This window comes from Streptomyces sp. NPDC004838 (genome assembly GCF_053600955.1).
Genome location: NZ_JBSGAW010000016.1, coordinates 53,087 through 79,546, shown reverse-complemented (window position 1 = coordinate 79,546; position 26,460 = coordinate 53,087). Strand labels below are relative to the sequence as shown.

Below are 26,460 nucleotides of genomic sequence, written 5' to 3'. Positions count from 1 at the left end.
GACAGCAATGCCGTGATCCCCCACGGCTGGGCGCAGTCTAGGGAATGGAACCATCTGGCCGGGTAGGTCTCGTGAATTCCGATGCGTACCGACTGATCCGCATGTAAGCAGCACTCAGTTCGGGGGAGCGGGAGCGCCGTACGGGCACGCGGCGGGCGGACGCGAGGGGCAAGCGGACGGGAGGGGCAAGCGGCTGGGCCGAACGGGTCGGCACGGTGCGGCGCGCGATCGCTTCGGTGCCGACGCGGCGGCGGGTGCGGAGGCCGCTCTCAGGATGACGGCGGCAGGGGTTTGCCGGAGGCGACCACCAGCGGAAGAACCCGGTAGCCGACACGCTCGCCCAGGATCACCTCGGTCTTGGTGCGGACGACGCCCGGCAGCCGCAGCAGCTGCTGGATGACGTCCTCCAGATGCGGGTTCTCGCGGGCGGCCACGCGGCACACCAGATCGCCCTCGCCCGCGATGGTGTGCGCTTCGAGGACTTCGGGCATGGCGTGCAGCGCCGTGGTGACATCGTCCAGCCGGCCCTGCGCCAAGTGGACGTGGACGAGCGCGAGAACGGGATAGCCCAGCATCGCGGGGCTGAGCTTCGGGGCGTAGTCGGCGATCACGCCGTCGCGCTCCAGACGGGTGAGCCGCGCCTGGACCGTGCCCCTGGCCACCCCGAGGACGCGTGCGTACTCGCGCATACCGGCCCGCGGCTCCTCGATCAGGAGCCGCAGCAGAGAGGTGTCGAGATCGTCCATGGGTGTGCCGATGGCCTTCCGTGAGTCGGAGACCCTAGAAAAGCATCAGGCCATTGGCCCAGTCAACAGCAGAACCCATTGACCGGTCCGCAGTCCTTTCTCCTAAAATCTGGGCCAATTGAACAGTCTGCCGGGCCTGGGCGTGAGTTAGGTGACATCGCATGAGTGCTGTGGATGCTTCGACGGGGACGCCGAGCGGCTTCACCCTTGACGACCGATATCTCCGCGACGACGGCACGGTCTATCTCACCGGAGTCCAGGCCCTGGTACGCCTGCTGTTCGACCGGATGCGGCACGACCGGCGTCTGGGGCTGAACAGCGCCGCGTTCGTCTCCGGTTACGAGGGCTCGCCGCTGGCGGGATTCGATCTGGAACTGATGCGCCGGACCGCGCTGCTCACGGAGCACGACGTGGTGTTCCGTCCGGGCCTCAACGAGGAACTGGCCGCCACCTCCGTCATGGGCAGCCAGCTGGCCGGCGAGGCGGGCCGACTGCGCACCGACGGAGTGACCGGGCTCTGGTACGGAAAGGCTCCCGGCCTCGACCGGGCGACGGATGCCCTGCGCCACGCCAACCTGGTCGGCGCCTCTCCCCGTGGCGGGGCGCTCGTCCTGGTCGGGGACGACCCCGCGGCGAAGTCCTCCTCCGTGCCCTGCGCCTCCGAAGCCGCCCTGGCGGACCTGGCGATCCCGGTCCTCTACCCCGCCGACTCGCAGGACATCCTCGACTACGGGCTGCACGCCGTCGAACTCTCCCGCGCCAGTGGCGTCTGGGCCGCCATGAAGATCGTCGCCAATGTCGCGGACGCGGCGGGCACCGCCGTCGTACGTCCCGACTGGACGCCTCCCGTGCTGTCCGGCCGCGCCTACTCCCACCGCCCCAGCGGGCATCTGCTCGGCGCCGGCCTCGCGGCGCTGGAGCGCAGCCTCTTCACCGTGCGGCTTCCGCTCGTCGAGGAGTATCTGCGCGTCAGCGGCGTCAACCGGATCCTCGGCAGCACCCCGGCCGACCGGATCGGCATCATCGCCGCGGGCAAGACCTATCTCGACGTCCGGCAGGCCCTGCGCACCCTCGGCCTGGACGAGGAGGAGGCCCGCGCCCGCTTCGGCGTCCGGCTGCTCAAGCTGGGGGCAGTCCATCCCGTCGAGCCCACCGTCGTCAAGGAGTTCGCCGCCGGTCTGCGGGAAGTCGTCGTCGTGGAGGAGAAGCGTTCCTTCATCGAGGCGGCCGTCAAGGACATCCTCTACGGCGTCACCGGCGCGCCGACCGTACACGGCAAGCACGGCCCCGACGGCAGGGCGCTGTTCAGCACGGTCGGCGAACTGGGCCCCGAGACCGTCGCTACCGGCCTCGCCCGCCGTCTCGCCGCGTACGGGGAGATCACACCCGATCGGCCGTCCCGCCCCCGAGGGCGCATCGATCTGCCGCTGCTGACGAGAACGCCCTACTTCTGCTCCGGCTGTCCCCACAACTCCTCGACCAAGGTTCCGGACGGCTCCCTGGTCGGCGCCGGAATCGGCTGCCACACGATGGCCGTGTTCATGGAACCCGAACAGGTCGGCACCGTCGTCGGGATGACCCAGATGGGCGGCGAGGGCGCGCAGTGGATCGGCATGGCCCCCTTCATCGAGGACGACCACTTCATCCAGAACATCGGTGACGGCACCTTCACCCACTCGGGGAGCCTCGCCGTCCGGGCCGCCGTCGCCGCCGGGGTCAACATCACGTACAAGCTGCTGTACAACTCCGCGGTGGCGATGACCGGCGGACAGCAGGCCGTCGGCGCTCTGCCGGTCGAGAAGGTCGCCGCGCTGCTGCTCCTCGAAGGCGCCGCCAAGGTCGTCATCACCAGCGACGCCCCCGAGCGGCTGCGCGGCACACGGCTCCCCAAGGGCGTCGAGGTGCGGCACCGCGACCGGCTCATCGAAAGCCAGCGGGAACTGGCCGCCACCCCCGGCGTCACCGTGCTCGTCCACGACCAGGAGTGCGCGGCCGAGAAACGGCGCAAACGCCGCCGCGGCACGGCCCCGACCCCCGCGACCAGAGTCGTGATCGACGAGAGGATCTGCGAGGGCTGCGGAGACTGCGGGACCAAGTCCAACTGCCTCTCCGTACAGCCGGTCACCACCGAGTTCGGACGCAAGACGACCATCGACCAGTCCTCCTGCAATCTCGACCTCGCCTGCCTCGACGGCGACTGCCCCTCGTTCGTGACCGTGACGCCCGGCGGCGGACGCGCGGAACGCCGGACGCCTCCCTCCCTGGCCGCCGCCGACCTGCCCGAGCCCGCGCCCGGCGCGGGTACCGGCGGTGAGGGCGGCCCGGATTCGTTCACCCTGCGTATCGCGGGCGTCGGCGGCACCGGGGTCGTCACCGTCGCCCAGATCGTCGCCACCGCCGCCGTCCTCGACGGCAGGCACGCCCGTACGCTCGACCAGACCGGCCTGGCCCAGAAGGGCGGGGCCGTCGTCTCCGACATCAAGATCACGACGTCCGTGGTGGAGCAGGCGGCCAAGCTGGCCAAGGCGGAGTGCGACCTCTATCTGGCCTGCGACAGCCTCGTCGGCGCCGACCCCGGACACCTCGCCGCCGCGGATCCCGGCCGGACCACCGCGGTGGTCTCCACGACCGAGGTACCCACCGGGCGCATGGTCGTCGACACCTCCGTCGCCTTCCCCGAACCGCACCGGATCAAGGAGGCCATTCACGCGGCCACCGCCCGCGCCTACTACCTCGACGCACGAGCCCGGTCCGAGGCCCTCTTCGGCGACGACCGGTTCGCGAACGTCCTCCTGCTCGGCGTGGCCTACCAGAGCGGCGCGCTCCCGCTGCCGGCCGAGGCGATCGAACGGGCGATCACACTGAACGGCACGGCGGTGGACGCCAACATCCAGGCGTTCCGGCGCGGACGGCAGCTGCTGGCCGACCCCGAGGCGCTCGCCGAGGCTTCCGCCCCCGCAGCCCGCCCCCGCCGCGTCCGGACCGACCCGCCCGCCACGGCACGGGTCAGGTCCCTCGTCGCGGCTCCCGAGGGAACGGAACTGGCCCGCCTCCTCGACATCCGGATCCCGGACCTCATCCGCTACCAGAACGAGCGGTACGCGAGGACCTACGCCCTCTACGTCGAACGGATCCGCGGCCTCGACGACGACTCCCGCGCCGTCACCGAGGCGGTCGCCCGCAACCTCTACAAACTCATGGCGTACAAGGACGAGTACGAAGTCGCCCGGCTCGCCCTGGACGACACGCTGAGTGAAGAGATCGAGGCCCGGTTCGGCGCGGGATCACGCTTCTCCCACCAGTTGCACCCGCCGGTCCTGCGGGCCATGGGCGTCAAACGCAAGATCGGCCTGGGCCCCATGGCCCGCCCGGTGTTCCGGACGCTGCACTCCCTGCGCGCCCTGCGCGGAACCCCGCTCGACCTCTTCGGATACGCCCACGTCCGCAAGGTGGAACGCTCCCTCGTCGACGACTACCGCTCCACGGTTCTGCGGGCGCTCTCCACCGACGCACCCGACCTGAAGGTCGTGAGGGAACTCGCCGAACTGCCCGACGAGGTGCGCGGCTACGAGGAGGTCAAACTCCGCACCGTGGCCGTCTACCGGCGACGGCGGGACGAACTCCTCACCAGGATCAGCCCGGCGGTCTCCGGCACCGCGACGCGGCCCTGACCTGCGGGGATCCGCCGGGCCCGCCGAGGCGATCCACCGGACCCGCCGAGGCTAGAGTGCGCACCATGAAAATCCTCATCAGCGCCGACATGGAAGGCGCCACCGGAGTCACGTGGCCGGCGGACGTACTGCCGGGCACCCCCCAGTGGGAGCGCTGCCGCAGCATGTTCACCTCCGACGTGAACGCGGCGGCGCTCGGCTTCTTCGACGGCGGCGCGGATGAGGTGCTCATCAACGAGGCCCACTGGACCCAGCGCAATCTGCTCCTGGAACGGCTCGACGAGCGGGTCCAGATGCTCACCGGCAGGCACAAGCCCCTCGCCATGGTCGAAGGCGTCCAGCACGGGGACGTGGACGGCATCGCCTTCCTCGGCTACCACACGGGCGCGGGCACCGAAGGCGTGCTCGCCCACACCTACCTCGCCAACTCGATCACCGGCGTCTGGCTGAACGGCGACCGCGCCAGTGAGGGCCTGCTGAACGCGCGCGTCGTCGCCGAGTACGGCGTCCCGGTGGTCCTCGTCACCGGCGACGACCTGACCTGCGTGGACGCCGGGAGTTACGCCCCGAAGGCCCGCAAGGTCGCCGTGAAGGACCATGTCTCGCGGTACGCGGCCGTATGCCGCACCCCCGCCCGTACCGCCGCCGACATCCGCGCGGCGGCCAAGGACGCCACCGCGCTCGCCGTCCGCCACGAACCGGTCGACGGCGGGCCGTTCACCGTGGAGCTGGAGTTCGACGCGGAGCATCTCGCCGCCGCCTCCACCGTCGTCCCCGGGGTCGAGGGCAGCGGCGAACGGAGGATCGCTTACACCAGCGGGACCATGTACGAAGCCATTCGCACCTTCAAAGCGGTCACGACGATCGTCTCCGCCGCCATGGAGGAGCAGTATGGCTGATGTGACAACGCACGCCGCAGACACGACACCGGTCGACCGCCGGGCGCTGGACGAGGTCGTCGCCTTCACCTCCGAGCTGATCCGGATCGACACCACCAACCGGGGCGGCGGGGACTGCAAGGAGCGGCCCGCCGCCGAGTACGCCGCCGAGCGGCTGGCCGCCGCCGGACTCGAACCCGCCATGCTCGAACGCACACCCGGCCGCACCAACGTCGTCGCCCGGATCGCGGGCACCGACCCCTCGGCCGACGCCCTCCTCGTCCACGGCCATCTCGACGTCGTACCCGCCGAACCCGCCGACTGGTCGGTGCACCCGTTCTCCGGAGAGGTGCGCGACGACGTCGTCTGGGGCCGGGGCGCGGTCGACATGAAGAACATGGACGCGATGATCCTCGCCGTCGTCCGGGCCTGGGCGCGCGCCGGAGTCAGACCGCGCCGGGACATCGTCATCGCCTTCACCGCCGACGAGGAGGCCAGCGCCGAGGACGGCTCCGGTTTCCTCGCCGACCGGCACGCCGCCCTCTTCGAGGGCTGCACGGAAGGCATCAGCGAGTCCGGGGCCTTCACCTTCCACGCCGGCCCCGGAATGACGCTCTACCCGATCGCCGCAGGCGAGCGCGGCACCGCCTGGCTGAAGCTCACCGCCCACGGCAGGGCCGGACACGGCTCCAAGGTCAACCGGGCCAACGCGGTGAGCCGACTCGCCGCCGCCGTCGCCCGGATCGGCGACCACCGGTGGCCCGTACGCCTCACCCCGACCGTCCGCGCGGCCCTCGCCGAACTGGCCCGGCTCCACGGCGTCGACGCCGACCCGTACGCCGACGACTTCGACGCGGACGAACTGATCGGCCGGCTCGGCCCGGCCGCCGCCCTGGTCGAACCCACCGTCCGCAACAGCACCAACCCGACCATGCTGACCGCCGGGTACAAGATCAATGTGATTCCGGGTCACGCCACCGCCTACATCGACGGCCGTATGCTGCCCGGCGCCGAGGACGAGTTCCGCGAGACCATGGACCGGCTCACCGGACCCGATGTGGAATGGGAGTTCCAGCACCGTGAGGTGCCGCTCCAGGCACCCGTCGACTCCCCGACCTTCGCCCGGCTGCGCGCCGCCGTCGAGCGCTTCGACCCGGACGGCCATGTCGTGCCGTACTGCATGGCGGGCGGCACCGACGCGAAGCAGTTCTCCCGGCTCGGCATCACCGGCTACGGCTTCTCACCGCTGAAGCTGCCCCCCGGCTACGACTACGCTGCGATGTTCCACGGAGTCGACGAGCGCGTCCCCGTCGAGGCCCTGCACTTCGGCGTCCGGGTGCTCGACCACTATCTGCGCACGGCGTAGGGGAGTCGGACATGGTACCCACGGCAGCCTATGGAACCTGGCCGTCGCCGATCGACGCGGCGCTCGCCGCCTCGTACGACGGACGGCCCGAATACCTCGGCCTGGTCGGCCAGGAGGTCTGGTGGACCGCGCCGCGTCCCGCCGAGGCGGGCCGGCGGGCACTGATCCGCCGCCGCGCGGACGGAGTCGAGGAATCGGTCCTGCCCGCCCCCTGGAACGTACGCAGCCGGGTCATCGAATACGGCGGACACCCCTGGGCGGGCGCGCCCGGCCCGGACGGCGGTCCCGTCGTCGTCTTCGTCCACCACCCCGACCAGCGGCTGTACGTCCACGAGCCCGACACGCCCGGCGCCGAGCCGCGCCCCCTCACTCCGCTCTCCGCCGTCGGCGGCGGGCTGCGCTGGGCCGATCTGCGGCTCCGGCCGGACCGGGGCGAAGTCTGGTGTGTGCTGGAGGAGTTCACCGGCGACGCCCCCACCGATCTGCGCCGGGTGCTCGCCGCCGTGCCGCTGGACGGCTCGGCTGCCGAGGACCGCACCGCCGTACGGGAACTCACCGACGACCGCCACCGGTTCCTCACCGGTCCGCGGCTCTCCCCGGACGGGCGTCACGCCGCCTGGATCGCCTGGGACCACCCTCAGATGCCCTGGGACGGCACGCGGGTGATGCTCGGCGAGGTCACCGCGGACGGCCCGTTCACCGGCGTACGCCCCCTCGTCGGCGGCACCGGGGAATCGGTGTGCCAGGCGGACTGGGCCGCGGACGGCTCGCTGCTGTACGTCTCCGACGCCGACAACTGGTGGGAGCCCCGGCGCATCAGGCCCGAGGCCCTCGGCCGGGAAGGCGTCGTGGGCACCGCGCTCGCTCCCGGACGCGCCGAGGAGTTCGGCGGCCCGCTGTGGAAGATCGGGCAGCGCTGGTTCCATCCGCTGGAGAACGGGCTGGTCGCCGCCGTCCACGGCAAGGGCGCCATGACACTCGGCGTCCTCGACCCCGAGTCCGGCGAACTCGTCGACGCGGCCGGGCCCTGGACCGAGTGGACGCCCGACCTCGCCGTCGACGGCGACCGGGTGATCGGCATCGCCGCCAGCCCGCGCAGCGGATACGAGGTCGTCGAGCTGGACACCCGTACCGGCCACACGCGGGTCATCGGCTCCGCACACGACGACCCGGTGGACCCGGCGTACTATCCCGAGCCGCAGATCCGGACCTTCACCGGCCCCGAGAACCGTGAGATCCACGCCCACCTGTACCCGCCCCACAGCCCCGACCGGGTCGCACCCGGCCATGAGCTGCCGCCCTACGTCATCTGGGCCCACGGCGGACCGACCGGCCGTACCCCCCTCGTACTCGACCTGGAGATCGCCTACTTCACCTCACGCGGCATCGGCGTCGCCGAGGTCGACTACGGCGGCTCCACCGGATACGGCCGGGAGTACCGCGACAGGCTCCGCGAGAACTGGGGCGTCGTGGACGTCGAGGACTGCGCCGCCGTCGCCCGCGCGCTCGCCGACGAGGGCACCGCGGATCCGGCACGCCTCGCGATCCGCGGCGGCAGCGCCGGCGGCTGGACCGCCGCCGCGTCGCTCACCGGCACCGACGTCTACGCCTGCGGGGCCATCAGCTACCCCGTACTCGACCTGCTGGCCTGGGCCACCGACGAGACGCACGACTTCGAGTCCCGGTACCTGGAGTCGCTGATCGGGCCGCTCGCCGAGGTGCCCGGCCGCTACCGCGAACGCTCGCAGATCGAACGCGCCGACCGCATCACCGCACCCTTCCTGGTGCTCCAGGGGCTCGACGACGCGATCTGCCCGCCCGCGCAGAGCGAACGGTTCATCGCCCGGATGGCGGGCCGGGGAATCCCGCACGCCTACATCCCCTTCGAGGGAGAGGGCCACGGATTCCGCATGGCCGCGACGATGGTCAGGGCCCTGGAGGCGGAACTCTCCCTCTACGCCCAGACCTTCGGCATCGACCGCCCCGACGTTCCCCGGCTGGAGCTGAAACGTTGAGCCTCACCCCCCTCGCCCGCGGCCGGCGGCTGCGGTCCGGCGACCGGGTCGCCGTCGTGGCCCCCAGCGGGCCCGTCCCCGACGACCGCCTCGACGAAGGGCTCCGCATCCTCCGGGACTGGGGCCTCGAACCCGTGGTGATGCCCCATGTCCGGGGCCGGCACCCCGAGTTCCGCTACCTCCCCGCACCCGACGAGGACCGAGCCCGCGATCTGACGGAAGCCTGGTGCGAGCCGTCGTACGCCGCCGTCGTCTGCGCCCGCGGCGGCTACGGAGCACAGCGCATGGCCGACCTGCTCGACTGGACGGCGATCCGGGCGGCGGGCCCCAAGGCGTTCGTCGGATACAGCGACGTCACCGCCCTCCACGAGGCGTTCGCGAACCGGGCGGGGTACGCCACCCTGCACGGCCCGATGGTCGGCGCGCTGACCTTCCTCAAGGACGAGCCCACCCGCGAGTCCCTGCGGGCCACCCTCTTCGAACCCGAGTCCATGCTCACCCTCGGCCGGGAGACCGCCCGCGCACTGGTCCCCGGCCGCGCACGGGGCGTCACCCTCGGCGGCTGCGCCAGCATCCTCGCCTCCGACCTCGGCACCCCGCACGCCCGCCCGTCGACCCGCGGCGGACTGCTCCTCCTCGAAGACGTGGACGAAGAGGACTACCGCCTCGACCGCATCCTCACCCAGATGCTCCGCACCGGCTGGCTGAACGGCGTCGCGGGCATCGCCCTCGGATCCTGGTCGCAGTGCGGCCCCTACGAGCGGATCCGCGAAGTGCTCCTCGACCGCCTCGCCGGACTGGGCGTTCCGGTGATCGAGGAACTGGGCTTCGGCCACGGGGACACCAATCCGACGATGCCTCTGGGCGTCCCGGCCACTCTGGACGCGGACGCCGGTGCCCTGACCTTGGACGCCCCCGCGCTGCTGTGACGCCCGGCGGTCCGCCACGGCTCGCGTCCGACGGGGCCGTTGGAGCGGACGCGCACCCGGACCGTCGGAGCGGTGTGGTGCCCCCGCCCCCGGAGCGGGCCGAGTGGTGGGCACCTGGTGCTTCTCACCCGTTCGGCCCACTCCACTCCGCCCCCGGAGCGGGCCCGAGCCCATTCTGGACCCATGATCCCAAAGGAAGCACCGACAGTAAGGAAGGGCGGCAAGGGCCGCCTGGGGGGCTGGTTCACCCCCGCCAGGACCGCGGTCGTCGTGCTGGTGGTCCTCGCGATCGTCTTCATGGCGGAGAACACCCAGAAGATCGAGATCCGGCTGATCATCCCACTGGTCACCATGCCGCTCTATCTGGCGCTGCTGCTGATGTTCATCATCGGCACGCTGTGCGGGGGCCTCTTCTTCCACCGGAAGTCCCGATAGACCGGCCGGGGCGGCCGACAGCCTGAAGCGACGCCCGGACGCACACGCCGACGGCGGTGGGTGCGTGCGCCGGGCACCACGCCGTGGCGTCGGCCGGACGGGCGAGGGGCGCCGGGCCCTCACCGCCGGGCCCTCACCGCCGGGACGGAGCCCACCCACCGTGGCCCGCCGGTCGCCGGTGCCGGTCCGCCCTACGCCGTGGCCCGGCGGCCGACCGCCGCGGCCCGGCACGGGCGGATTGAGCGTTTCGGGCCCCTGGACGAGGATGGGACCCATGCGGAACATCGTGGTCATCGACGCCCCTTCCAATCTGGGACTGCGGCCGCCCGCGCCCGGAACCGTGCCGGGCTGCTACAAGCTCGCCGGAGCGCTGCGGGAGCAGCGGATCGTGCAGCGCCTGAACGCCTTCGACGGCGGGGTCGTCGTACCGCCGCGCTACGACCGCGGCGACTGGCGGGAAGGCGACGGCGTCTTCAACGCCGCCGCCATCGCCGCGTACACACCCCGCCTCGCCGACCGCGTCGAACACCATGTCCGCGCCGGCGACTTCCCCCTCGTCCTCGGCGGCGACTGCTCGATTCAGCTCGGCGCGTCGCTGGCCCTGCGCCGCCTCGGACGGTACGGACTCGCCGCCCTCGACGCCTCCGCCGACTTCCGGCACCCAGGCAACTCCGACCGCGTCGGAGCCGCCGGAGGCGAGGAGGTCGCCCTGGCGACCGGCCGGGGCCAGGACGATCTGACCGATCTGGAGGGACTCGAGCCCTATCTGCGCGAGGAGGACGTCCGGTTCATCGGCATCCGCGACCAGGACGAGGACCTGGCCGAACTGGCCCGGCTGAAGATCCCGGTGCTCACGGTGGGCGAACTGCGCGAATGGGGCGCGGCCGATACGGTGACCGCCGTCGCGACGAGCCTGGAGGCCGAGGCGCTCGACGGTTTCTGGGTCCATCTGGACGCCGATGTGCTCGACCCCCTGGTCATGCCCGCCGTCGACAGCCCCGACCCCGACGGACTGCTCCCGGACGAAGTGACCGTGATCCTGCGGATGCTGGTCCGCTCCCCGCGCTGTGTGGGCATGAACGTGACCATCTACGACCCCGACCTCGACCCCGAGGGGAACGCGGGCGCACTGCTCACGGACCTGATCGTCGCCGCGCTCACGAAGTGAGGACCGTCGCCGCCGTCGCCGGAGGGTCCTCGATGCGGGCAATTCCGGAGACTGGCGTACGGGGAGTCCGTTCAGCGGGACGATGACTCTGTTCCAGGGTTCTCGGGTTGCCCGCGGGGGCCCGGCGACCCTGCCCGGATCCCTGGACCGACGTGTGCTGGACCGACGTGTGAACGCCGCTGCGAACGAAGCGAGGTTGCCTTGGCCACGACCGTGCGCCGAACCGTACTGACCCTTCCCGCGGCTCCGGTGGGACCGGAGAACCCGCTGCCGGCCCTGCGACCGCTGGACGAGACGCACTCCATCGACGAGCGCGCCAAGAAGGACCTGCCACGGGAGATGGCCCGGCAGATCGGCTACGAGCCACTGCGTACCCTCCTGCCGGTGCGCGTGCTCGACGGATACGGCCGCGAGCGCGCCCCCGCCGACTTCGACGCCGTCGTCATCGAGAACGACCGGCTGCGCGCCACCGTGCTGCCGGGCCTCGGCGGCCGGATCCTCTCGCTCCACCACAAGACCACCGACCGGGAACTCCTCTACCGCAACCCGGTGTTCCAGCCCGCCGACTTCGCGCTCAACGGCGCCTGGTACTCCGGCGGGATCGAATGGAACATCGGCGCGACCGGCCACACCGCCCTGTCCTGCGCGCCGCTGCACGCCGCGACCGTGACCGCGCCCGACGGCGGGGAGATGCTGCGGCTGTGGGAGTGGGAGCGGCTGCGCGACCTTCCGTTCCAGGTCGACCTGTGGCTGCCGGAGGACTCCGACTTCCTCCATGTCGGCGTACGGATCCGCAATCCGCACGAGCGGCCCGCGCCCGTCTACTGGTGGTCCAACATCGCGGTCGGGGAACACGCCACCACCCGTGTTCTCGCGCCCGCCGACGAGGCATGGCACTTCGGCTACGAACGGACCCTGCGCCGGGTGCCCGTCCCCGAGTACCGGGGCGAGGACCGTACCTATCCGCTGGGCAGCGAGTACCCCGCCGACTACTTCTACGAGGTGCCGGCCGCGTCCCGGAAGTGGATAGCCTCCCTCGACGAGAGCGGCCGGGGCCTCGTCCAGACGTCGACCGACGTGCTGAGCGGACGGAAGCTCTTCGTGTGGGGCTCCGGGCGGGGCGGGCGGCGCTGGCAGCGGTGGCTGACCGAGCCGGACACCGTCGGATACGCGGAGATCCAGGCGGGCCTGGCCCGCACCCAGCTGGAGCATGTACGGCTCGACGGCGGCGAGGAGTTCAGCTGGCTGGAGTCGTACGGTCCCCTGGCCGCCGACGCGGGCACGGTTCACGGCGACAACTGGGCCGCCGCCTGCGCCGAGGTGGAGACCCGGCTCGGCCGGGCGCTCTCCCGCGAGGCGGTGGACGCCGCCTATGAGGCATGGAGGCCCTGCGCGGACGCCGAACCGGTCCGCAGGCTGGCCACCGGGTCCGGATGGGGCGCGCTCGAAGTCCTGCGGGCCGGGGTCAAGCTGCCCGGCACCCCCTTCGACGAGTCGACGCTCGGGGACGAACAGGCCCCCTGGCGGGAGCTGCTGACGAACGGTGTGCTGCCCGAGCCGCGCAGAGTCGCTCCGCCGGGGCCCTCGCTCGTCTCTCCCCACTGGCGCGACATGCTGGAGACCGCCCCCGCCGAACCGCTCACCGAGTACCACCTCGGCGTCGCCCAGTGGCACGCGGGCGATCTCGCCCAGGCGGTGCGCAGCTGGGAGCGGGGCCTCGAACTCGCGCCGTCCCGCTGGCCGTTGCTGCGCTGTCTGGCCGTGGCCGATCAGGAGGGCGGTCATCCCGAGCGGGCGGCCGAACGCTATCTGGAGGCGTTCGAGGACCTGTGCCAGGAGCGCCGCGACGACGGGGAGACCTGGACGGCCGCGACCGCCGCACTCGGTCGGGAGGCGATCGAGGCCCTGCTGACGACGGCCCGCACGGCGGACGCCCGGTCGGTCTGGGCCCGCCTCCGCCCGGCCGTTCAGCAGCGTGGCCGCTTCCGGCTGATCCACGCCCGGCTCCTTCTGGCCGAGGGGCACCGCGAGGAGGCACGGGCCATCTTCGACGCGGGCTTCGAGGTCGCGGATCTGCGGGAGGGCGAGGAGATCCTCGACGAGGTGTGGGCCGAGCTGACGAACGAGCCGATTCCGGATGAGTACGACTACCGGATGCGGCCGCAGGACTGAATCGGGCGCGGGGTCCCGGACCATGGCGGGTCGCGGACTCCCGCCTCCCGGCGGGTCACGGGACCCCGTTCCGGCCGGTCGTGTCCGGCATGCGTCGGACACGACCGTCTCCGCCACAGGGCGGCGGGCGCGCGCTCTCGGCGGGCGCCGTCAGCCGGACGTCCCGCGGTCCACGTACTCGAAGACCGAGCCGTCCGGGTGGACGGCGATCAGATTGCGGCCCGCCGGGGTGGAGATCGGGCCCGCGACCACCTTCGCGCCGGCGGCGGAGAGGGTGGCGTACGCGTGCTCCACATCCTCGACCGCGATCGTCGCCGTCACCTTCCGCAGCACCTCCAGCTCCGTCTCCGGGCCGCTCATCAGCAGAAAGCAGCCGACGGCGGCGGCCGACACCCCGCCGCGCTCGAAGCGCTGCGGGGTGCTGCCGGTGAGCCGTGCGTAGAAGGCGACCGCGGCCTCCAGGTCATCGACGCAGATACGCAGCGTGGTTCCCAGGATCTCCATACGGGGAAGCGTAGTTCGGGCCGCGGGACGGAGGAAACCGTTCGCGCTCCGGCTCCCGTCCCGAGCGCGTGACGAGGCGGGACGGGCTCAGGCGCGGCAGAGCAACTCGCCGTGCGGAACCATGAACCAGCCGTCCTCGTGGTCGCCCCACTCCCGCCAGCCCTCGGCGATCGCCGCCAGCTCCGGCACCGTCGCATGGCCCCCGTCGACCGCGAGCTTCGCGTACTCCGATCCGGTCGTACGGTCGGCCCACAGGCCGCTCCACCACGCCCGGTCCTCCGGGGTGGCGAAACACCAGGCCGTGGCGGTGGGAGTGATGTCGGTGAAGCCCGCGCTCCTGGCCCAGGACAGCAGCTTCCGGCCTGCGTCGGGCTCGCCGCCGTTGGCGCGGCTCACCTCATGGTACACCCGGAGCCACTCGTCCAGGGCCGGGACCTCGGGGAACCAGGTGAACGCGCCGTAGTCGCCGTCCCGTACCGCGACGATGCCGCCGGGCCGGCAGACCCTCCTCATCTCGCGCAGAGCGCCCACGGGATCGCCGACGTGCTGGAGCACCTGATGGGCGTGGACGACGTCGAAGGAATCGTCCTCATAGGCCAGGGCGTTGACGTCCGCCACGGCGAACTCCGTGTTCTCCAGGCCCTGTTCGGCGGCGTACTCCCGTGCCCGCCCGACGACGTCCGGCGCCAGGTCCACGCCCGTGACCCGCCCCTGCGGGACCAGTGCGGCCAGATCGGCGGTGATCGTGCCGGGGCCGCAGCCGATGTCGAGGACCAGCGCCTTCGGATCCAGCTCTCCGATCAGATATGCGGCGGAATTGGCCGCGGTGCGCCAGGTGTGGGAGCGGAGCACCGACTCATGGTGTCCGTGGGTGTAGACGGCGGTCTCGCGCATGGCCGGTCCTCACTCTCGTACGACTGCTCGGAAGGTGGGGACAGCGTAAGCCTCGACAGTCACATGATGAGATACCCGTCTTGATATGTGGACAATGAAGTTCTCAGAGCAGGGTCTGCGGGCGGTAGACCGTGAGCGCTCCGACCGCCTTGTCAACCGTCAACTCCGCGGGCGCCTCGGTGACCTCGCCGTCGTAGGCGAGTGGCGTCCCAGGTCGGAGACCGCTGATCCGGATCCTGTGCAGCCGCTGGGCCGCGTGTACGGGGGAGCGGCTCAGCGGGCCCGCCAGCGCTGCCGCCAGCAGCCGCAGGCCCGGCCCGCGGCCACCGTGCACCATCCGCACATCCAGCAGGCCGTCGGCGAGATTCTGACGGTTGCCGGGCGTCGGCCCCATGGGCTGATAGACGCCGTTCCCCGCGAACAGCAGCCACATCGCGCGGCGGCGGCCCTGGACCTCGGCCTCCAGCGGGCGGCCCTCGCGGAGCACCTTCGCCGCGGCGAGGACGCCGGCCGGCCAGCCGCCGACGCGCGGGGACCAGTGATCACGGATGTCGACCAGCTCGGGATAGACGCCCAGGCTGAAGGTGTTGAGGAAGTGGCCCTGCGTCGCGCGGCCCTCGGGGGTGGCCGGGCCCGGTGTGAAGCGGCCGAGGTCGACGGCGACCGCGTCGCCGCTCGCGAGTGCCCGGCCGGTGTCCTGGACCGACGCGATTCCGAGGTCGTAGGCGAAGTGATTGAACGTACCGCCGGGGAACACCGCGAGCGGCAGTCCGTGCGCCACGGCCACGGTCGCCGCCAGATTGATCGTCCCGTCACCCCCGTAGACGCCCAGTGCCCGGCATCGTTTTGCCGCCCTCTCCAACTCGGCCCTCAGCTCGACGGGTTCGCACTCCACGATCTCGGCCTTCGGCAGCATCTTGCCCATCAGGGTCGCCGACTCCGCCGAGCCCGCCTGCCGGTTGACCACGACCACCAGGCCCTCGCCCTCCCGCAGCGCGGGCGCGTCCGCAAGCGGGCGGCCAGGCGGCGGCAGCTGCGACCTCGTCGGCGCCATCCCTCGCACCGCGAACGCTGCCCCCACCCCCAGCGCCGCCCCCACCAGGACATCGCTCGGATAGTGGACACCCGTGTAGACGCGGGAGAACGCGACACCTGCGGCCACCGGGGCGACCGCCGCGCCCCAGCCACGGGATTCCAAGGCGACACCCGTCGCGAACGCCGCGGCCGAAGCGGCGTGCCCCGAAGGGAAGGACGTGGTGAACGGCTGCCGCTTCAGTCGGCGCATCACCGGCACCGCGTCCAGCAGCGGACGCGCCCGGCGGACCGAGTGCTTGCCGACGGTGTTGATGACGGCGGACGCGAGTGCGAGCGACGCCACCCCGCGCACGGCCGCGCGGCGAGAGCGTGCGCCGGGGCCCAGGGCGGCGATCCCGGCCGCGGCGGCGAACCAGAGCACTCCGTGGTCGGCGGCCCTGCTGAGCCGGGGCAGCGCTGGACCGGCTCCGTGCCACCGCCGGATGGCGACGGCGTCGAACACCTGCCGGTCCCAGCGGCTGAGCAACTGCGAGACCTTCGCCCCGGACTGCGGATTTCGTCGTGCTCGTGCGGAAGACATGGCCCGCGAGTACCCCGCTCCACCGCCTTCCACGCCGCTCCCGCCCATTCGGCCGCCCGGTCCACAGCCGAGGGAGAGCCGACGCGCAACCGCCAGTGGCTCCGCCCGCGCCGCATCCCGTATCTCCGCCGGTGGCTCCGCCCGCGCCGCATCCTGTATCTCCGCCGGTGGCTCCGCCCGCGCCGCATCCTGTATCTCCGCCGGTGGCTCCGCCCGCGCCGCATCCGGTACCTCCGCCAGTGGCTCCGCCTCCGCGCCCCTGCCCGTACCGCCGTCCACGCGACCGCCCGCTCCAGCGGCCCACCCGCACGCGCGAAGCGGCCCGAACCTTCGTATAAAGGGCAGGAGAGCCGGGGACGGCAGCGGCGGAGGTGAACGTAATGCGGCGGACCGGCCCCCAAGGACACGGGCCCGTTCGGTACGGGCCTCCCGCGCCCGAGGGCGGGCTGCCCGTGCTCGCCGAACTCGCCGAAGCGCTCGCCGCCGCGTCGCACCGGGCCGAGGGCGAACCACCCGGCGGGGGACCGGTCCTGCGGGAGGCGGCCTGCGGGTACTGGTCGCGGCGCGGCCTCCGCAGCCGGGCCGACCAGGTGGTCGCCGCCCCCGGACCGCAGCCCCTGCTGTTCGCGCTGCTCGGGGCGTACGGCGGAGACGTGCTGATGCCCCGCCCCTGTCCCGCCTGGTGGACACCGCAGGCCCGGCTGCTCGGCCGCCCCGCCTACCATGTGCCGACCCCCGCCGAGTGCGGCGGCGTGCCCGATCCGTACGCCCTGCTGGAGACCGTGCGCAGAGTACGGGGCGAGGGCGGCGAACCACGGCTGCTGCTGCTCTCCGTCGCCGACGACCCCACCGCCACGGTCGCACCGCCCGAGAGCGTGCGCGAGGCGTGCGAAGCCGCCGTCGGGGAGGGGCTGCACATCATCAGCGACGAGACCTGGCGGGACACACTCCACCGGCCGCACGAGACCGTGCTGCTCAGCCCCTCCGAGATGTGGCCCCTGGACGTCACCGTCATCAGCGGGCTCGCCGGGGCGCTCCTGCCCTCCTCGTGGCCCGTCGCCGTCGCCCGCTTCCCGCCGACGGCGCGGGGGGCCGCCCGGCGCGCCTCGACGCTGGACATCCTCACGGCCCTGGGCGCGATCGTCGCCGAGCCGCTCGCCGTCGCCGCCGCCCACGCGCTGGACGAACCCGGCCCGGTGGTCGCCCGCACCGAGGAGGCGGCGGCCCTGCACGGCAGCGTGGCGTCCGCCCTCCACCGTGTGGTCCTCGGCGCGGGCGCGCTCGCGATGCCGCCACGGGCGGGACACCATCTGTACGCGGACCTCGGACCGCTGCGCGTCTCTCTCGCCGAACGCGGAGTGAACGACTCCATGGAACTGGAGGAGTATCTGACCGCCCGTCTCGGGACGCCCGTCCCCGGCGGGCACCGCTTCGGCGACGAACTGGGCTCACTGCGGGTGCGACTGGCGGCCGGACCCCTGCTCGGAGCGACTTCCCAGCAGCGACTGGAGTCGCTCACCGCACCGGAACCACTGGAATTACCCTACGTAGCCGGTGCGTTGAACCTGATCGGCACGGCCTTCGGCGAACTGCGTTGAACGGAGTCCCGTATGACGGACCGTACGACGGAACGGGCGGCGGATGAGGCGGCTCACTCCGGCGGGAGCACGGCTGAGGGAACGGCCGGGAGAACCAGCGGCGTCACCCGGCCGCTCGGCGAACTCCGCCACTGGCCACGCTCCTTCGCCGACCGGCTCACCACTCCGCTCCCCGGACTGCGGGCCATGGCGCGCCTCGCCCGCGAAGGCGCGATGCGACCGGGGTTCGAGGGGCTCCGGGACATTCCCCGGCTGCCGTTCGCCCCCGGCCCACTGCCCGCCGTGGACGCCGCGACCATCGCCGTGACCTGGGCCGGACACGCCAGCTGGGTGCTGAGCGTGGGCGGTCTCACGGTCCTGACCGATCCGGTGTGGTCACGCCGGATCTTCGGCACACCGGCCCGGATCACCCCCGTCGGCGTGCGCTGGGAGGACCTTCCCGCCGTGGACGCCGTCGTCATCAGCCACAACCACTTCGACCATCTGGACGCCCCCACCCTCAAACGGCTGCCCCGCCACACCCCGGTCTTCGCCCCGGCGGGCCTCGGCCGCTGGTTCAGACGTCGCCGGTTCACCACGGTGACCGAACTCGACTGGTGGGAGGGGGCCGAGCTGAACGGCGTCCGCTTCGACTTCGTACCGGCCCACCACTGGTCCAAGCGCACGCTGACCGACACCTGTCGCTCCCTGTGGGGCGGCTGGGTGGTGACCGACGGGATCGGCCAGTCGGTGTACTTCGCGGGCGACACGGGTTACGGCAACTGGTTCAAGGAGATCGGCCTCCGGCATCCCGGTCTCGATCTGGCGCTGCTGCCGATCGGGGCGTACGACCCGAGATGGTGGCTCAGCGATGTGCACACCGACCCGGAGGAGGCGGTGCGGGCCTGCGACGACCTCGGCGCGCGGAACATGGCTCCCATGCACTGGGCGACGTTCGTCCTCTCCGCCGAACCGGTCCTGGAGCCCCTCGGCCGGGTGCGGGCCGCCTGGCAGCGCACCGGCCGGCCGCGCGAACAGCTCTGGGATCTGGCCGTGGGGGCCTCCCGCGTGCTGGCCGTGTGAGCCCGGCTACGCGCGGTCGGGCTCACACGGCTGCCTACGCATGGCCGAGCCCCGCCACGCATGGCCGAGCCCCGCTACGCATGGCCGCCCGCCGAACCCGGACGCCCCTGGCGCAGCCTGCGCCACACCGCCGGAGCGCCGCTGATCACCACGGTCAGCGTCACCGCGACCACCACCCCCTGCCACGGCTCGGCGAAGAGGGAACCGCCCAGTATCCCGATGAGCTGATACGTGGCCGCCCACGCCAGACACGCCGGGATGTCACCGCGTACGAAGTCGCGCAGCGGCATCCGGGCGAGCAGACAGGCCAGCATCACCGGAATGCGCCCCGCCGGGACCAGCCGTGAGAGGACCAGGACCGTCACGCCGTGGTCCTCCAGCTTGGACTGCGCCTGCGCGAGACGGTCCGGCGCGGCCCGTGCGCGCAGCTCCTCCAGCCAGCGGGAGCCGTTCTTGGAACGGACACCGCGCTGACCGAGCCAGTACAGCGCCACATCCCCGAGGAAGGCGGCGAACGACGCCACCAGGAACACGAAGAGCAGCGACAGCGGAGCCGCCTGATGGAGCGCCACCACGGCGGCCGTGCTCACCACCGCGCCCGTGGGCACCACCGGGACCAGCGCGCCCAGCGTCACCAGCAGAAACAGCGAGGGATAGCCGACGGCCTGCTGGGTGGACTCCGGTGGCAGCCGCCCCACGGTTTCCGACAGCGCCCCGAACATTTCGGACAGCCGTGGGCTCACCGGGTGCCCTCCGGACTGAATCGCTCGCCGTGGCCCAGCCGGTGCACCGTCACACCGGGGGCGAGCCGTGCGGCCTTCCGTACGAACTCGTCGCCCGGCGCGTAGAACTCGTGCGGTCGCACGCCGTCCATCCCGATCGGCCAGAACGTGCCGTAGTGCACCGGCACCGCCGAGCGCGGCGCGAGCGCCGTCAACGCCTGGGCCGCCCGGCTCGCGTCCAGATGCCCGTGCCCGAGGTACGGCCCCCAGCCGCCGACCGGCAGCAGGGCGACATCGACCGGCCCGACCTCGTCGGCCATCGAGTCGAAGAGGCCGGTGTCACCGGCGAAGTACGTGGTGGCCTCGCCGTCGATCACATAGCCGAGCGCGGGGGAGCGGCGCGGGCCGAGCGGCAGCCGCCGCCCGTCGTGCAGCGCGCTCACGGCCCGTACCGCCACCTGGCCGACCCGCACCACGTCACCGGGCGCGACCTCGGTGACCCGCAGCCCCAGCCGGGCCAGTCCCGGCACCGCGCGGGTCGCGCCGCTCGGCACGATGAGCCGGGTGCCGGGGGAGAGCCGGGCCAGTGACGGCAGATGCAGATGGTCGGAGTGTAGATGGGAGACGAGGACGGCATCGGCGACGGCGGCCTCGGGCGGCGGCACCTCGCCCAGCCGCCGCCGCAGATGCGCCAGCCGCCGCGCGAAGAGCGGATCGGTCAGCACCCGGACACCTGAGTCCTCGACGGTGCAGGTGGCATGACCCCACCAGGTGACCTCCACCGGCACGCGGCCCCTCCTCGGTCGTGGACACTTCCGCGTACGAGCTTAGGGTCTCTTGTTCGGATCTCGCCGGGCTCGCGTGCCCTGGCACCTCCCCCTGGGCCTGGCGGCCCGGGAGGTACCCCCACCCTGGGCCTGGCGGCCCGGGAAGGACCCCCACCGCATGGATTCTCTCCTCCGCCTTGCGACGCACGTCACCGGACACCGCTCCCTGCTCCCGCCTGATCCGAACGTAAGACCCTAGGCCGTGTGATGTCCGCTGTGCGGAATTGGTCCGGACGCGGACGCCGATCGGGGATAGGGTCGGGCAGCGTCCCGCGAGGACGCGGACCGGAGCGGACGGAACAGAGAGGGCGGGCCATGGGCGGCTTACGAGTGGCGGCGATCGCCGGCCTGATCCCCCTCGAAGAGCTCGACCGGGACCCCTTCCTCGTCGACACGCGCGGCCAGTACGCCCTGTGCGAGAGCTGGGCGCTCGCGCGAGGGCATGTGATCACCCGGCAGCTGATCTTCCACGGACTGCGCCCCGACGACCGCGGGCTGTGGACCGATGTGACCTCGGGTGAGATCGATCTCTTCGTCGCCGCGAACGAGCGGGTTCTCGTCGCGGCCGTGACCTCCGTGCCGGACTTCGCCGCCGAGTGCGCCCGCCGGGGTGTGGGCCTTGCCACGACGGGCCTCGACGAGCCCGTCTACGACGCGGCGAAGAAGGCGGACGTCCACCGCAGACTCTCCATGCCGACGGCCGGATACGACGGCTGCTGACGGGGTTGTCCACAGGGTCCCCGGCGGATCCCGTGCGCTGTGCCAGGCTGGAGGACCTGATGCGGCGAATGGGGAGAGGACGGCGTGACCGAAAGACGATGGCGACCGCGATGGAGCAGGGCGGGCAGTGCCCTGCTCCGTGTGATCGTGGTGTGGGCCGTCTCCACACTGACGATGCTGGCGCTCGCAGGCGCGCTGCCGGACTTCCAGCTCCAGTCCGACGACGGCGACAGCATCACCCGCACCGCGGTGACCGCCGCCTGGGGCGCGGGGGCGTTCGGCCTGCTGACAGCGCTGGTGTGGCCGCTGGTGGTACGGGCCCTGCTGCTCGTGCCGGCGCTGGTGCTCGGCCTGCTGGTCTTCTTCCTGAACGGATCGCTGCTGCTGGTCGCGCTCCGGCTGATCCCCGACGGCCGGGGTGACGCCGGCCCCGAGACGGCGGTCGTCGTGGCCGCCGTGATGTCCGCCGTCGCCTCCGCGACCTCCACCGCGCTCGCCGTCCGCGACGACGACGCCTACCGGCGCAGACTCTCCCGGCTCGCCACGCGCCGCCGCAGAAGGCAGGGGGACAGAGGCGGCGGCGGGTACGGCCCCGGAATGGTCTTCCTCCAGCTCGACGGCGTCGGACACGAGGTGCTGCTGCGCGCCGCGAAGGATGGGGTGATGCCGACCGTCGCCGGATGGATCGGCACCACGCACCGGCTCACCCCCTGGCGCACCGACTGGTCCAGCCAGACCGGCGCCAGCCAGCTCGGCATCCTGCACGGCTCCAACCACGACGTCCCCGCCTTCCGCTGGTACGAGAAGGACACCGGCCGGATCGTGGTCAGCAACCGGCCCGCCAGCGCGGTCGAACTGCAGCGCCGCGCGATCGAACGCACGGGCGACGGCGGTCTGCTCAGCTTCGACGGCGCGAGCCGCGGCAACCTCTTCAGCGGCGGCGCGGACCAGGTGGCACTGGTGCTCTCCGTCGCCGCCCGGCGCGGCAGGGCGAACCGCTCCCGCGCGGGCTACTTCGCGTACTTCTCCGATCCCGCCAACGCCGTGCGCACCGCGGTGTCCTTCTTCGCCGAAGTCGCCCGCGAGATCGAGCAGTCCACGCGGGCCCGGCTGCGCGGTGACACGCCGAGGGTCCGGCGCGGCGGGCTCTATCCCTTCATCCGGGCGTTCGCGACGGTCGTCGAGCGGGATGTCGTGGTCGCCGCCGTGATCGGCGACATGCTCGCCGGACGCACCGCGGTCTACGCCGACCTCGTCGCCTATGACGAGGTGGCCCACCACTCGGGCCCGCACAGCCGGGACGCGGCGCAGGTGCTGGAGCGGCTCGACCGCTCGCTGGCGCTGATCGCGAAGGTCGCCGAGCACGCGCCCCGCTCCTACCGGATCGCGCTCCTGTCCGACCACGGACAGAGTCTGGGGGAGACCTTCGAGTGCGCGTACGGGCTTACTCTCAGGGATCTCGTACGGGCCGGGTGCGGTCTGCCCGTGCCACGCCGGGCGGGGCGTTCCAAAAGCGGCGCGGAGGCGCGTGACGCGGCGGGCGTCGCCCTGCGGAACGCGTTGCACCGCAAGGTGGCCGAGGGCGCGGACGAGTGTCCACCGCCCGGTCCGGGCGGTGCGGGCTCCGGTTCCGATCCGATCGTGCTCGCCTCGGGCAATCTCGCGCTGATCTCCTTCCCCGACGCGCCCGGCCGTCTGAGCCGGGAGGAGATCGACGCCCGCCACCCCGCCCTGCTGAGCACCCTCGCCAACCACCCCGGCATCGGATTCCTGCTCGTGCGGAGCGCAGAGCACGGCTCGGTAGTGCTCGGCCCGGACGGTTCGGAGGTGCCGGTCGCCGAACTGTCCGACGACGGCCCGCTCGCCGGATTCGGCAAGGGCGCGGCCGACGCCGTGCGCCGTACCGACTCCTTCCCGCATGTCGCCGACATCATGGTCAACTCGATGTACGACCCCGAGACAGGCCGGGTCCACGCCTTCGAGGAGCAGATCGGCTCCCACGGCGGCCTCGGCGGCGAGCAGTCCCAGCCCTTTCTGCTCGCGCCCGCCTCCCTCTCCCGGCCCGTGGACGACGGCGCGGAACTCGTCGGCGCGGAGCGGGTGCACCGGGTGCTCCGGCGCTGGCTGCGGGAGTGCGCGGGGCCGCAGGTTCCGCTCGTACAGGAGGAGCCGATACGGGCGTCGGACCGCCTGGACTCCGTCTGAGGTCCACCGGCGGCGCACGCTCCAGCGCCCCGTGGGGGTCCCCCGGACGGAGTCCGGGGGAGAACCGAGCCCCAGAAAGCCGAGAGTGACGCCTGTCCGGAATTCGGCGTAACCCTTGTCCGCCGGTGGGACGGATTTCCGTTCCTCCCTGTCGTGTCGGCGTGAAATCCGGGGAACTGGACGCATGTCCAGGAGGTCCCGCCCCATGAATCAGCCACCGGCCGTCACCGTCGCTCCCGCCGGAGCCGTCCGCGTCGCGGATCGCGCCGCCGCGTGGCGGTGGCCGCTCGTCCGCGTGGTGGTGGTGGCGGCGCTGCTGGCAGTGCTGGGAATCTCCGTGGGCGCAGGGGCCGGGGCGGCGGGCGGCGCCGAGAACGGGACGCCCGTGTCCGCGCCGGTCGACCCCGGTGTGTCGGGGCAGTCCGAGGAGACCGAAGGCAACGCGTCTCCCTCCGGGCGGGGGCGCGACGTGGTACGGACGCCCGCCGCACCCGCCTCCGGGAGCGGGCCGAGGGCCGTCGCGGCGGCCCCGTACCGTGAAGGACGGCCGTCCCCACCGCCTCTCGGCGTCCGCTGTGTGGTGCTGCGCTGCTGAGGCCCATCGGTCTGCCCCGGCAGTCGGCAAGCGAATCCCCCCCCACGAACACCCCCACACACACAGCGAGGTACGACAGCCATGCCCATCGACCCCTTCGCGGCGCTCAACGCCATGCTCCGAGCGGAGGCCGCCCGTTGCGGCGAGCCCGCCGAGCCGCCACACCCCGTCGAGACGGACGGCGAACGGAAACCCGGACTCGCCCCTGAGCGCGAACCCGAACCCGAACCCGGCCCCGAGGCGCTCATCGCCGCGACCGAGGACAGAACCGTCTGATCCCCGACGGCGGTGGCCGCGCGCCCGCCCCACCCGCTCGGCGGTGGCCGCGCGCCGGACCGTGGCCGCCGCCCGGTGGCCGCGCGCGCCCCTCACGCCCCGAACTGCCGCCCGAGCCCCGCCCCCGCGATGACCTGCGCCATTACCTCCGACGTAATCGACCGGCCCCCGCCTCCCCCGGCAGTCTTACGTCACCGGATCCCGGGCGGCGCACTCCGTCCGGGCTCTGGGTCCCGACCAGGCCGCAAGACTTCGCTGGAGGCTGATCCGCATGTCCGCCACGTTCCTCACCGGCATCGCCCGCACCACCGAGCCCCGGACGATGCTGCGCCGCTTCCTCGGCGTCGACGCGGTCGTCACCGCCGGCAACGGAGTCGCCTACACCGTCGCCTCCGGACCGCTCGGCCGGCTGCTCGGGGTCGACGACGGCCTGCTCATCGGATTGGGCGTCTTCCTCATCCTCTACGGCGGCGCCGTCGGCGCGCTCGCCGCCCGCGCCCAGCCGCCGGCGCTCGCCGTGAAGACCGTGGTCGACTGCAATGTCGTGTGGACGGTCGTCAGCGTCGCCTCTCTCGCACTCTGGTTCGACCCGACCACCGCCGGAGCCGTCTGGATCCCGCTCCAGGCGATGGTCGTCGCCGCTTTCGCGGCGGTGCAGTGGGGCGCGCTGCGGGCAGGGGCTAGGTCGTGAGGGAGCGGAGGTAGTCGACCGTCGCCGGGTCGGCCGGGAGGAACGTCTCGATGGCCAGCTCGGCGACCGTCACATCCATCGGGGTGTTGAAGGTCGAGATGGACGACACGAACGAGAGCACCGTGCCCTCGTGCTCGATCCGCAGCGGAAGCGCGAAGAAGGGGTAGGGCCCCTCCGCGCCCGCGGCCGTGGTGTCCAGGTCGTCGCCGGTCTCCGGAAGGGGATAGGCGGCGACCTCTTCGTACAGCTCGCGCAGGGCGTCCGAGCGCATCAGGGCGAGCTGGCGATCCATCTGGTGGAGCAGATGGCCCCGCCACTCCCGGAAGTTGCGGATCCGGGACGACAGCCCCTCGGGGTGGAGCGTGATCCGCATGGCGTTGAGGGGCGGTGTCAGCAGGTGCGGGGCGATGCCGTCCAGGATCCGGGTCATGCCGAGATTCGCGGCGACGACGTTGTAGGCGCCGTCGACGACGACCGCCGGATAGGGCTCGTAGCCGTGGAGCAACTGCTGCATCCCCTCCCGCAGGGCCCCCATCGCGGGGTCACCGAACGGGGTCTCGGTGTAACGGGGGGCGTATCCACCCGCCAGCAGCAGGGCGTTCTGTTCCCTTACGGGGATGTCGAGGTGCTCCGCGAGGCGCAGGATCATCTCCTCGCTCGGGCGGGAACGCCCGGTCTCGATGAAGCTGATGTGGCGGGCCGACGAGTCGGCGCGCAGGGCCAGTTCCAGTTGGCTCACCCGGCGGCGCTCTCGCCAGCCGCGCAGCAGAGGACCCACACCGGTGCCGGACGCGAGAGTTGTCATGAGGAAACCGTAATACGCCAGGTGGTGGGCGTGCCGGGCCGTTTCTCCCGGTCGGTGGGCGGACCGCGGGCGGTCTGCCGGGGTCAGCCGTGGGCCTCGCGCAGCAGGGCCGCCAGCCCGCCGTCGATGTCGATGACGCGCGACTCCAGTTCCGCCGGGACCAGTGCGTACGAGTGGAGCAGGAAGTGGCGGAGCCTGGCCGTGGTGAACCGCAGCAGCGCTACTCCCTCGGGAGACCGCAGCTCCACCATCGTCTGCGCGCCCCCGCACGGCCAGAGGTGCACATCTCCGCTGCCGGAGGGCGCGCGCAGTCCCGAGTCCAGCAGTGCACGGGCGAATGTCCAGGTCGCGCCGGTTCCGCTGAGGGAAGCCGAGGCGGGGAAGACCATATGGACCGCGAGCGGATCCACGGCGTTGTAGGTGAAACAGACCGGAATCGGGGTGGTCTGCGGGGCGGCGCTGATGAGATGGGCCGGGACTGACTGCTCGACGGTGGGGAACATGAAGTGCTCCTCTGCGGCTGCTGGTTCGGCTCCTCGTGTGCACTACGACGCAGCTTGCCCCCG

Annotated in this window: 23 protein-coding genes; 15 read left to right on the top strand and 8 right to left on the bottom strand. The window is 72.4% G+C overall.

The annotated features are described in order from the left end of the window. Nucleotides 1–269 precede the first annotated feature (269 nt). Nucleotides 270–746 carry an Lrp/AsnC family transcriptional regulator gene (locus ACWEFL_RS19580; protein WP_451714000.1) on the bottom strand — a complete coding sequence of 159 codons (477 nt, stop codon included), beginning with the start codon at nucleotides 744–746 and terminating at the stop codon, nucleotides 270–272. Between the two features lie 161 nt (nucleotides 747–907). Between ACWEFL_RS19580 and ACWEFL_RS19575 the strand changes: the two genes are divergently transcribed. From ACWEFL_RS19575 to ACWEFL_RS19540, 8 genes are all read left to right on the top strand, one after another. Further along, nucleotides 908–4,417: an indolepyruvate ferredoxin oxidoreductase family protein gene (locus ACWEFL_RS19575; RefSeq protein WP_451713997.1), complete on the top strand. Its 3,510-nt coding sequence runs from the start codon at nucleotides 908–910 to the stop codon at nucleotides 4,415–4,417. A 65-nt stretch (nucleotides 4,418–4,482) separates the two neighbouring features. Beyond that, nucleotides 4,483–5,316, top strand: coding sequence for a M55 family metallopeptidase (locus tag ACWEFL_RS19570; RefSeq protein ID WP_451713995.1), 834 nt, complete (start codon nucleotides 4,483–4,485; stop codon nucleotides 5,314–5,316). Next, nucleotides 5,309–6,661: a M20/M25/M40 family metallo-hydrolase gene (locus ACWEFL_RS19565; protein ID WP_451713992.1), complete on the top strand. Its 1,353-nt coding sequence runs from the start codon at nucleotides 5,309–5,311 to the stop codon at nucleotides 6,659–6,661. Before ACWEFL_RS19570 ends, ACWEFL_RS19565 begins: the two co-directional genes overlap by 8 nt. An 11-nt stretch (nucleotides 6,662–6,672) precedes the next feature. Next, on the top strand, nucleotides 6,673–8,676 hold the full coding sequence (locus ACWEFL_RS19560; RefSeq protein WP_451713989.1) for a prolyl oligopeptidase family serine peptidase: 2,004 nt from the start codon (nucleotides 6,673–6,675) through the stop codon (nucleotides 8,674–8,676). Then, nucleotides 8,673–9,605: a S66 peptidase family protein gene (locus ACWEFL_RS19555; RefSeq protein ID WP_451713986.1), complete on the top strand. Its 933-nt coding sequence runs from the start codon at nucleotides 8,673–8,675 to the stop codon at nucleotides 9,603–9,605. Before ACWEFL_RS19560 ends, ACWEFL_RS19555 begins: the two co-directional genes overlap by 4 nt. Before the next feature lie 183 nt (nucleotides 9,606–9,788). Then, entirely contained in the window at nucleotides 9,789–10,040 is a 252-nt protein-coding gene (locus tag ACWEFL_RS19550) for a LapA family protein (protein WP_451713983.1), read from the top strand. 274 nt (nucleotides 10,041–10,314) lie between these two features. After that, nucleotides 10,315–11,208: an arginase family protein gene (locus tag ACWEFL_RS19545; RefSeq protein WP_451713981.1), complete on the top strand. Its 894-nt coding sequence runs from the start codon at nucleotides 10,315–10,317 to the stop codon at nucleotides 11,206–11,208. A 201-nt stretch (nucleotides 11,209–11,409) separates the two neighbouring features. Continuing rightward, nucleotides 11,410–13,380, top strand: coding sequence for a DUF5107 domain-containing protein (locus tag ACWEFL_RS19540; protein WP_451713979.1), 1,971 nt, complete (start codon nucleotides 11,410–11,412; stop codon nucleotides 13,378–13,380). A gap of 150 nt (nucleotides 13,381–13,530) precedes the next feature. Here ACWEFL_RS19540 and ACWEFL_RS19535 read toward each other — a convergent pair whose 3' ends face one another. The 3 genes from ACWEFL_RS19535 to ACWEFL_RS19525 form a co-directional block, all read right to left on the bottom strand. After that, on the bottom strand, nucleotides 13,531–13,884 hold the full coding sequence (locus ACWEFL_RS19535; protein ID WP_451713977.1) for a VOC family protein: 354 nt from the start codon (nucleotides 13,882–13,884) through the stop codon (nucleotides 13,531–13,533). A gap of 87 nt (nucleotides 13,885–13,971) precedes the next feature. After that, nucleotides 13,972–14,778 (bottom strand): class I SAM-dependent methyltransferase, encoded by an 807-nt coding sequence (locus tag ACWEFL_RS19530; RefSeq protein ID WP_451713974.1) that lies wholly within the window; start codon nucleotides 14,776–14,778, stop codon nucleotides 13,972–13,974. 103 nt (nucleotides 14,779–14,881) lie between these two features. Beyond that, complete coding sequence (locus tag ACWEFL_RS19525) at nucleotides 14,882–16,393, bottom strand: phosphatase PAP2 family protein (protein WP_451713971.1); 1,512 nt, start codon at nucleotides 16,391–16,393, stop codon at nucleotides 14,882–14,884. Between the two features lie 380 nt (nucleotides 16,394–16,773). Between ACWEFL_RS19525 and ACWEFL_RS19520 the strand changes: the two genes are divergently transcribed. Together ACWEFL_RS19520 and ACWEFL_RS19515 are read left to right on the top strand one after the other, a co-directional pair. After that, entirely contained in the window at nucleotides 16,774–17,991 is a 1,218-nt protein-coding gene (locus ACWEFL_RS19520) for an aminotransferase class I/II-fold pyridoxal phosphate-dependent enzyme (protein WP_451713968.1), read from the top strand. 12 nt (nucleotides 17,992–18,003) lie between these two features. After that, nucleotides 18,004–19,053 (top strand): MBL fold metallo-hydrolase, encoded by a 1,050-nt coding sequence (locus ACWEFL_RS19515; RefSeq protein ID WP_451713966.1) that lies wholly within the window; start codon nucleotides 18,004–18,006, stop codon nucleotides 19,051–19,053. A gap of 74 nt (nucleotides 19,054–19,127) precedes the next feature. On the opposite strand, the gene ACWEFL_RS19510 is transcribed toward ACWEFL_RS19515, so the two are convergent. Together ACWEFL_RS19510 and ACWEFL_RS19505 are read right to left on the bottom strand one after the other, a co-directional pair. After that, a complete protein-coding gene (locus ACWEFL_RS19510; RefSeq protein WP_451714205.1) occupies nucleotides 19,128–19,775 on the bottom strand; it encodes a DedA family protein in 648 nt (215 codons plus the stop codon). Nucleotides 19,776–19,792: 17 nt separating this feature from the next. Further along, on the bottom strand, nucleotides 19,793–20,563 hold the full coding sequence (locus ACWEFL_RS19505; protein WP_451713963.1) for an MBL fold metallo-hydrolase: 771 nt from the start codon (nucleotides 20,561–20,563) through the stop codon (nucleotides 19,793–19,795). Between the two features lie 354 nt (nucleotides 20,564–20,917). On the opposite strand from ACWEFL_RS19505, the gene ACWEFL_RS19500 reads away from it, so the two are divergent. The 5 genes from ACWEFL_RS19500 to ACWEFL_RS19480 all read left to right on the top strand — a co-directional run bounded on the left by ACWEFL_RS19500 (nucleotide 20,918) and on the right by ACWEFL_RS19480 (nucleotide 25,089). Continuing rightward, nucleotides 20,918–21,322 carry a hypothetical protein gene (locus ACWEFL_RS19500; RefSeq protein ID WP_451713960.1) on the top strand — a complete coding sequence of 135 codons (405 nt, stop codon included), beginning with the start codon at nucleotides 20,918–20,920 and terminating at the stop codon, nucleotides 21,320–21,322. Nucleotides 21,323–21,406: 84 nt separating this feature from the next. Next, nucleotides 21,407–23,527: a phage holin family protein gene (locus ACWEFL_RS19495; RefSeq protein ID WP_451713957.1), complete on the top strand. Its 2,121-nt coding sequence runs from the start codon at nucleotides 21,407–21,409 to the stop codon at nucleotides 23,525–23,527. A gap of 205 nt (nucleotides 23,528–23,732) precedes the next feature. After that, nucleotides 23,733–24,122 carry a hypothetical protein gene (locus ACWEFL_RS19490; RefSeq protein WP_451713954.1) on the top strand — a complete coding sequence of 130 codons (390 nt, stop codon included), beginning with the start codon at nucleotides 23,733–23,735 and terminating at the stop codon, nucleotides 24,120–24,122. Nucleotides 24,123–24,203: 81 nt separating this feature from the next. Further along, the gene (locus ACWEFL_RS19485; protein ID WP_451713952.1) at nucleotides 24,204–24,398 is read left to right on the top strand and encodes a hypothetical protein; all 195 of its coding nucleotides are present in this window, start codon (nucleotides 24,204–24,206) and stop codon (nucleotides 24,396–24,398) included. 271 nt (nucleotides 24,399–24,669) lie between these two features. Next, nucleotides 24,670–25,089 (top strand): hypothetical protein, encoded by a 420-nt coding sequence (locus ACWEFL_RS19480; protein WP_451713950.1) that lies wholly within the window; start codon nucleotides 24,670–24,672, stop codon nucleotides 25,087–25,089. On the opposite strand, the gene ACWEFL_RS19475 is transcribed toward ACWEFL_RS19480, so the two are convergent. Together ACWEFL_RS19475 and ACWEFL_RS19470 are read right to left on the bottom strand one after the other, a co-directional pair. Beyond that, a complete protein-coding gene (locus tag ACWEFL_RS19475; protein ID WP_451713948.1) occupies nucleotides 25,079–25,894 on the bottom strand; it encodes a helix-turn-helix domain-containing protein in 816 nt (271 codons plus the stop codon). The two genes, ACWEFL_RS19480 and ACWEFL_RS19475, sit on opposite strands and share 11 nt — an antisense overlap. Before the next feature lie 83 nt (nucleotides 25,895–25,977). Further along, nucleotides 25,978–26,397, bottom strand: coding sequence for an SsgA family sporulation/cell division regulator (locus tag ACWEFL_RS19470; protein ID WP_451713945.1), 420 nt, complete (start codon nucleotides 26,395–26,397; stop codon nucleotides 25,978–25,980). Between the last annotated feature and the right edge of the window lie 63 nt (nucleotides 26,398–26,460).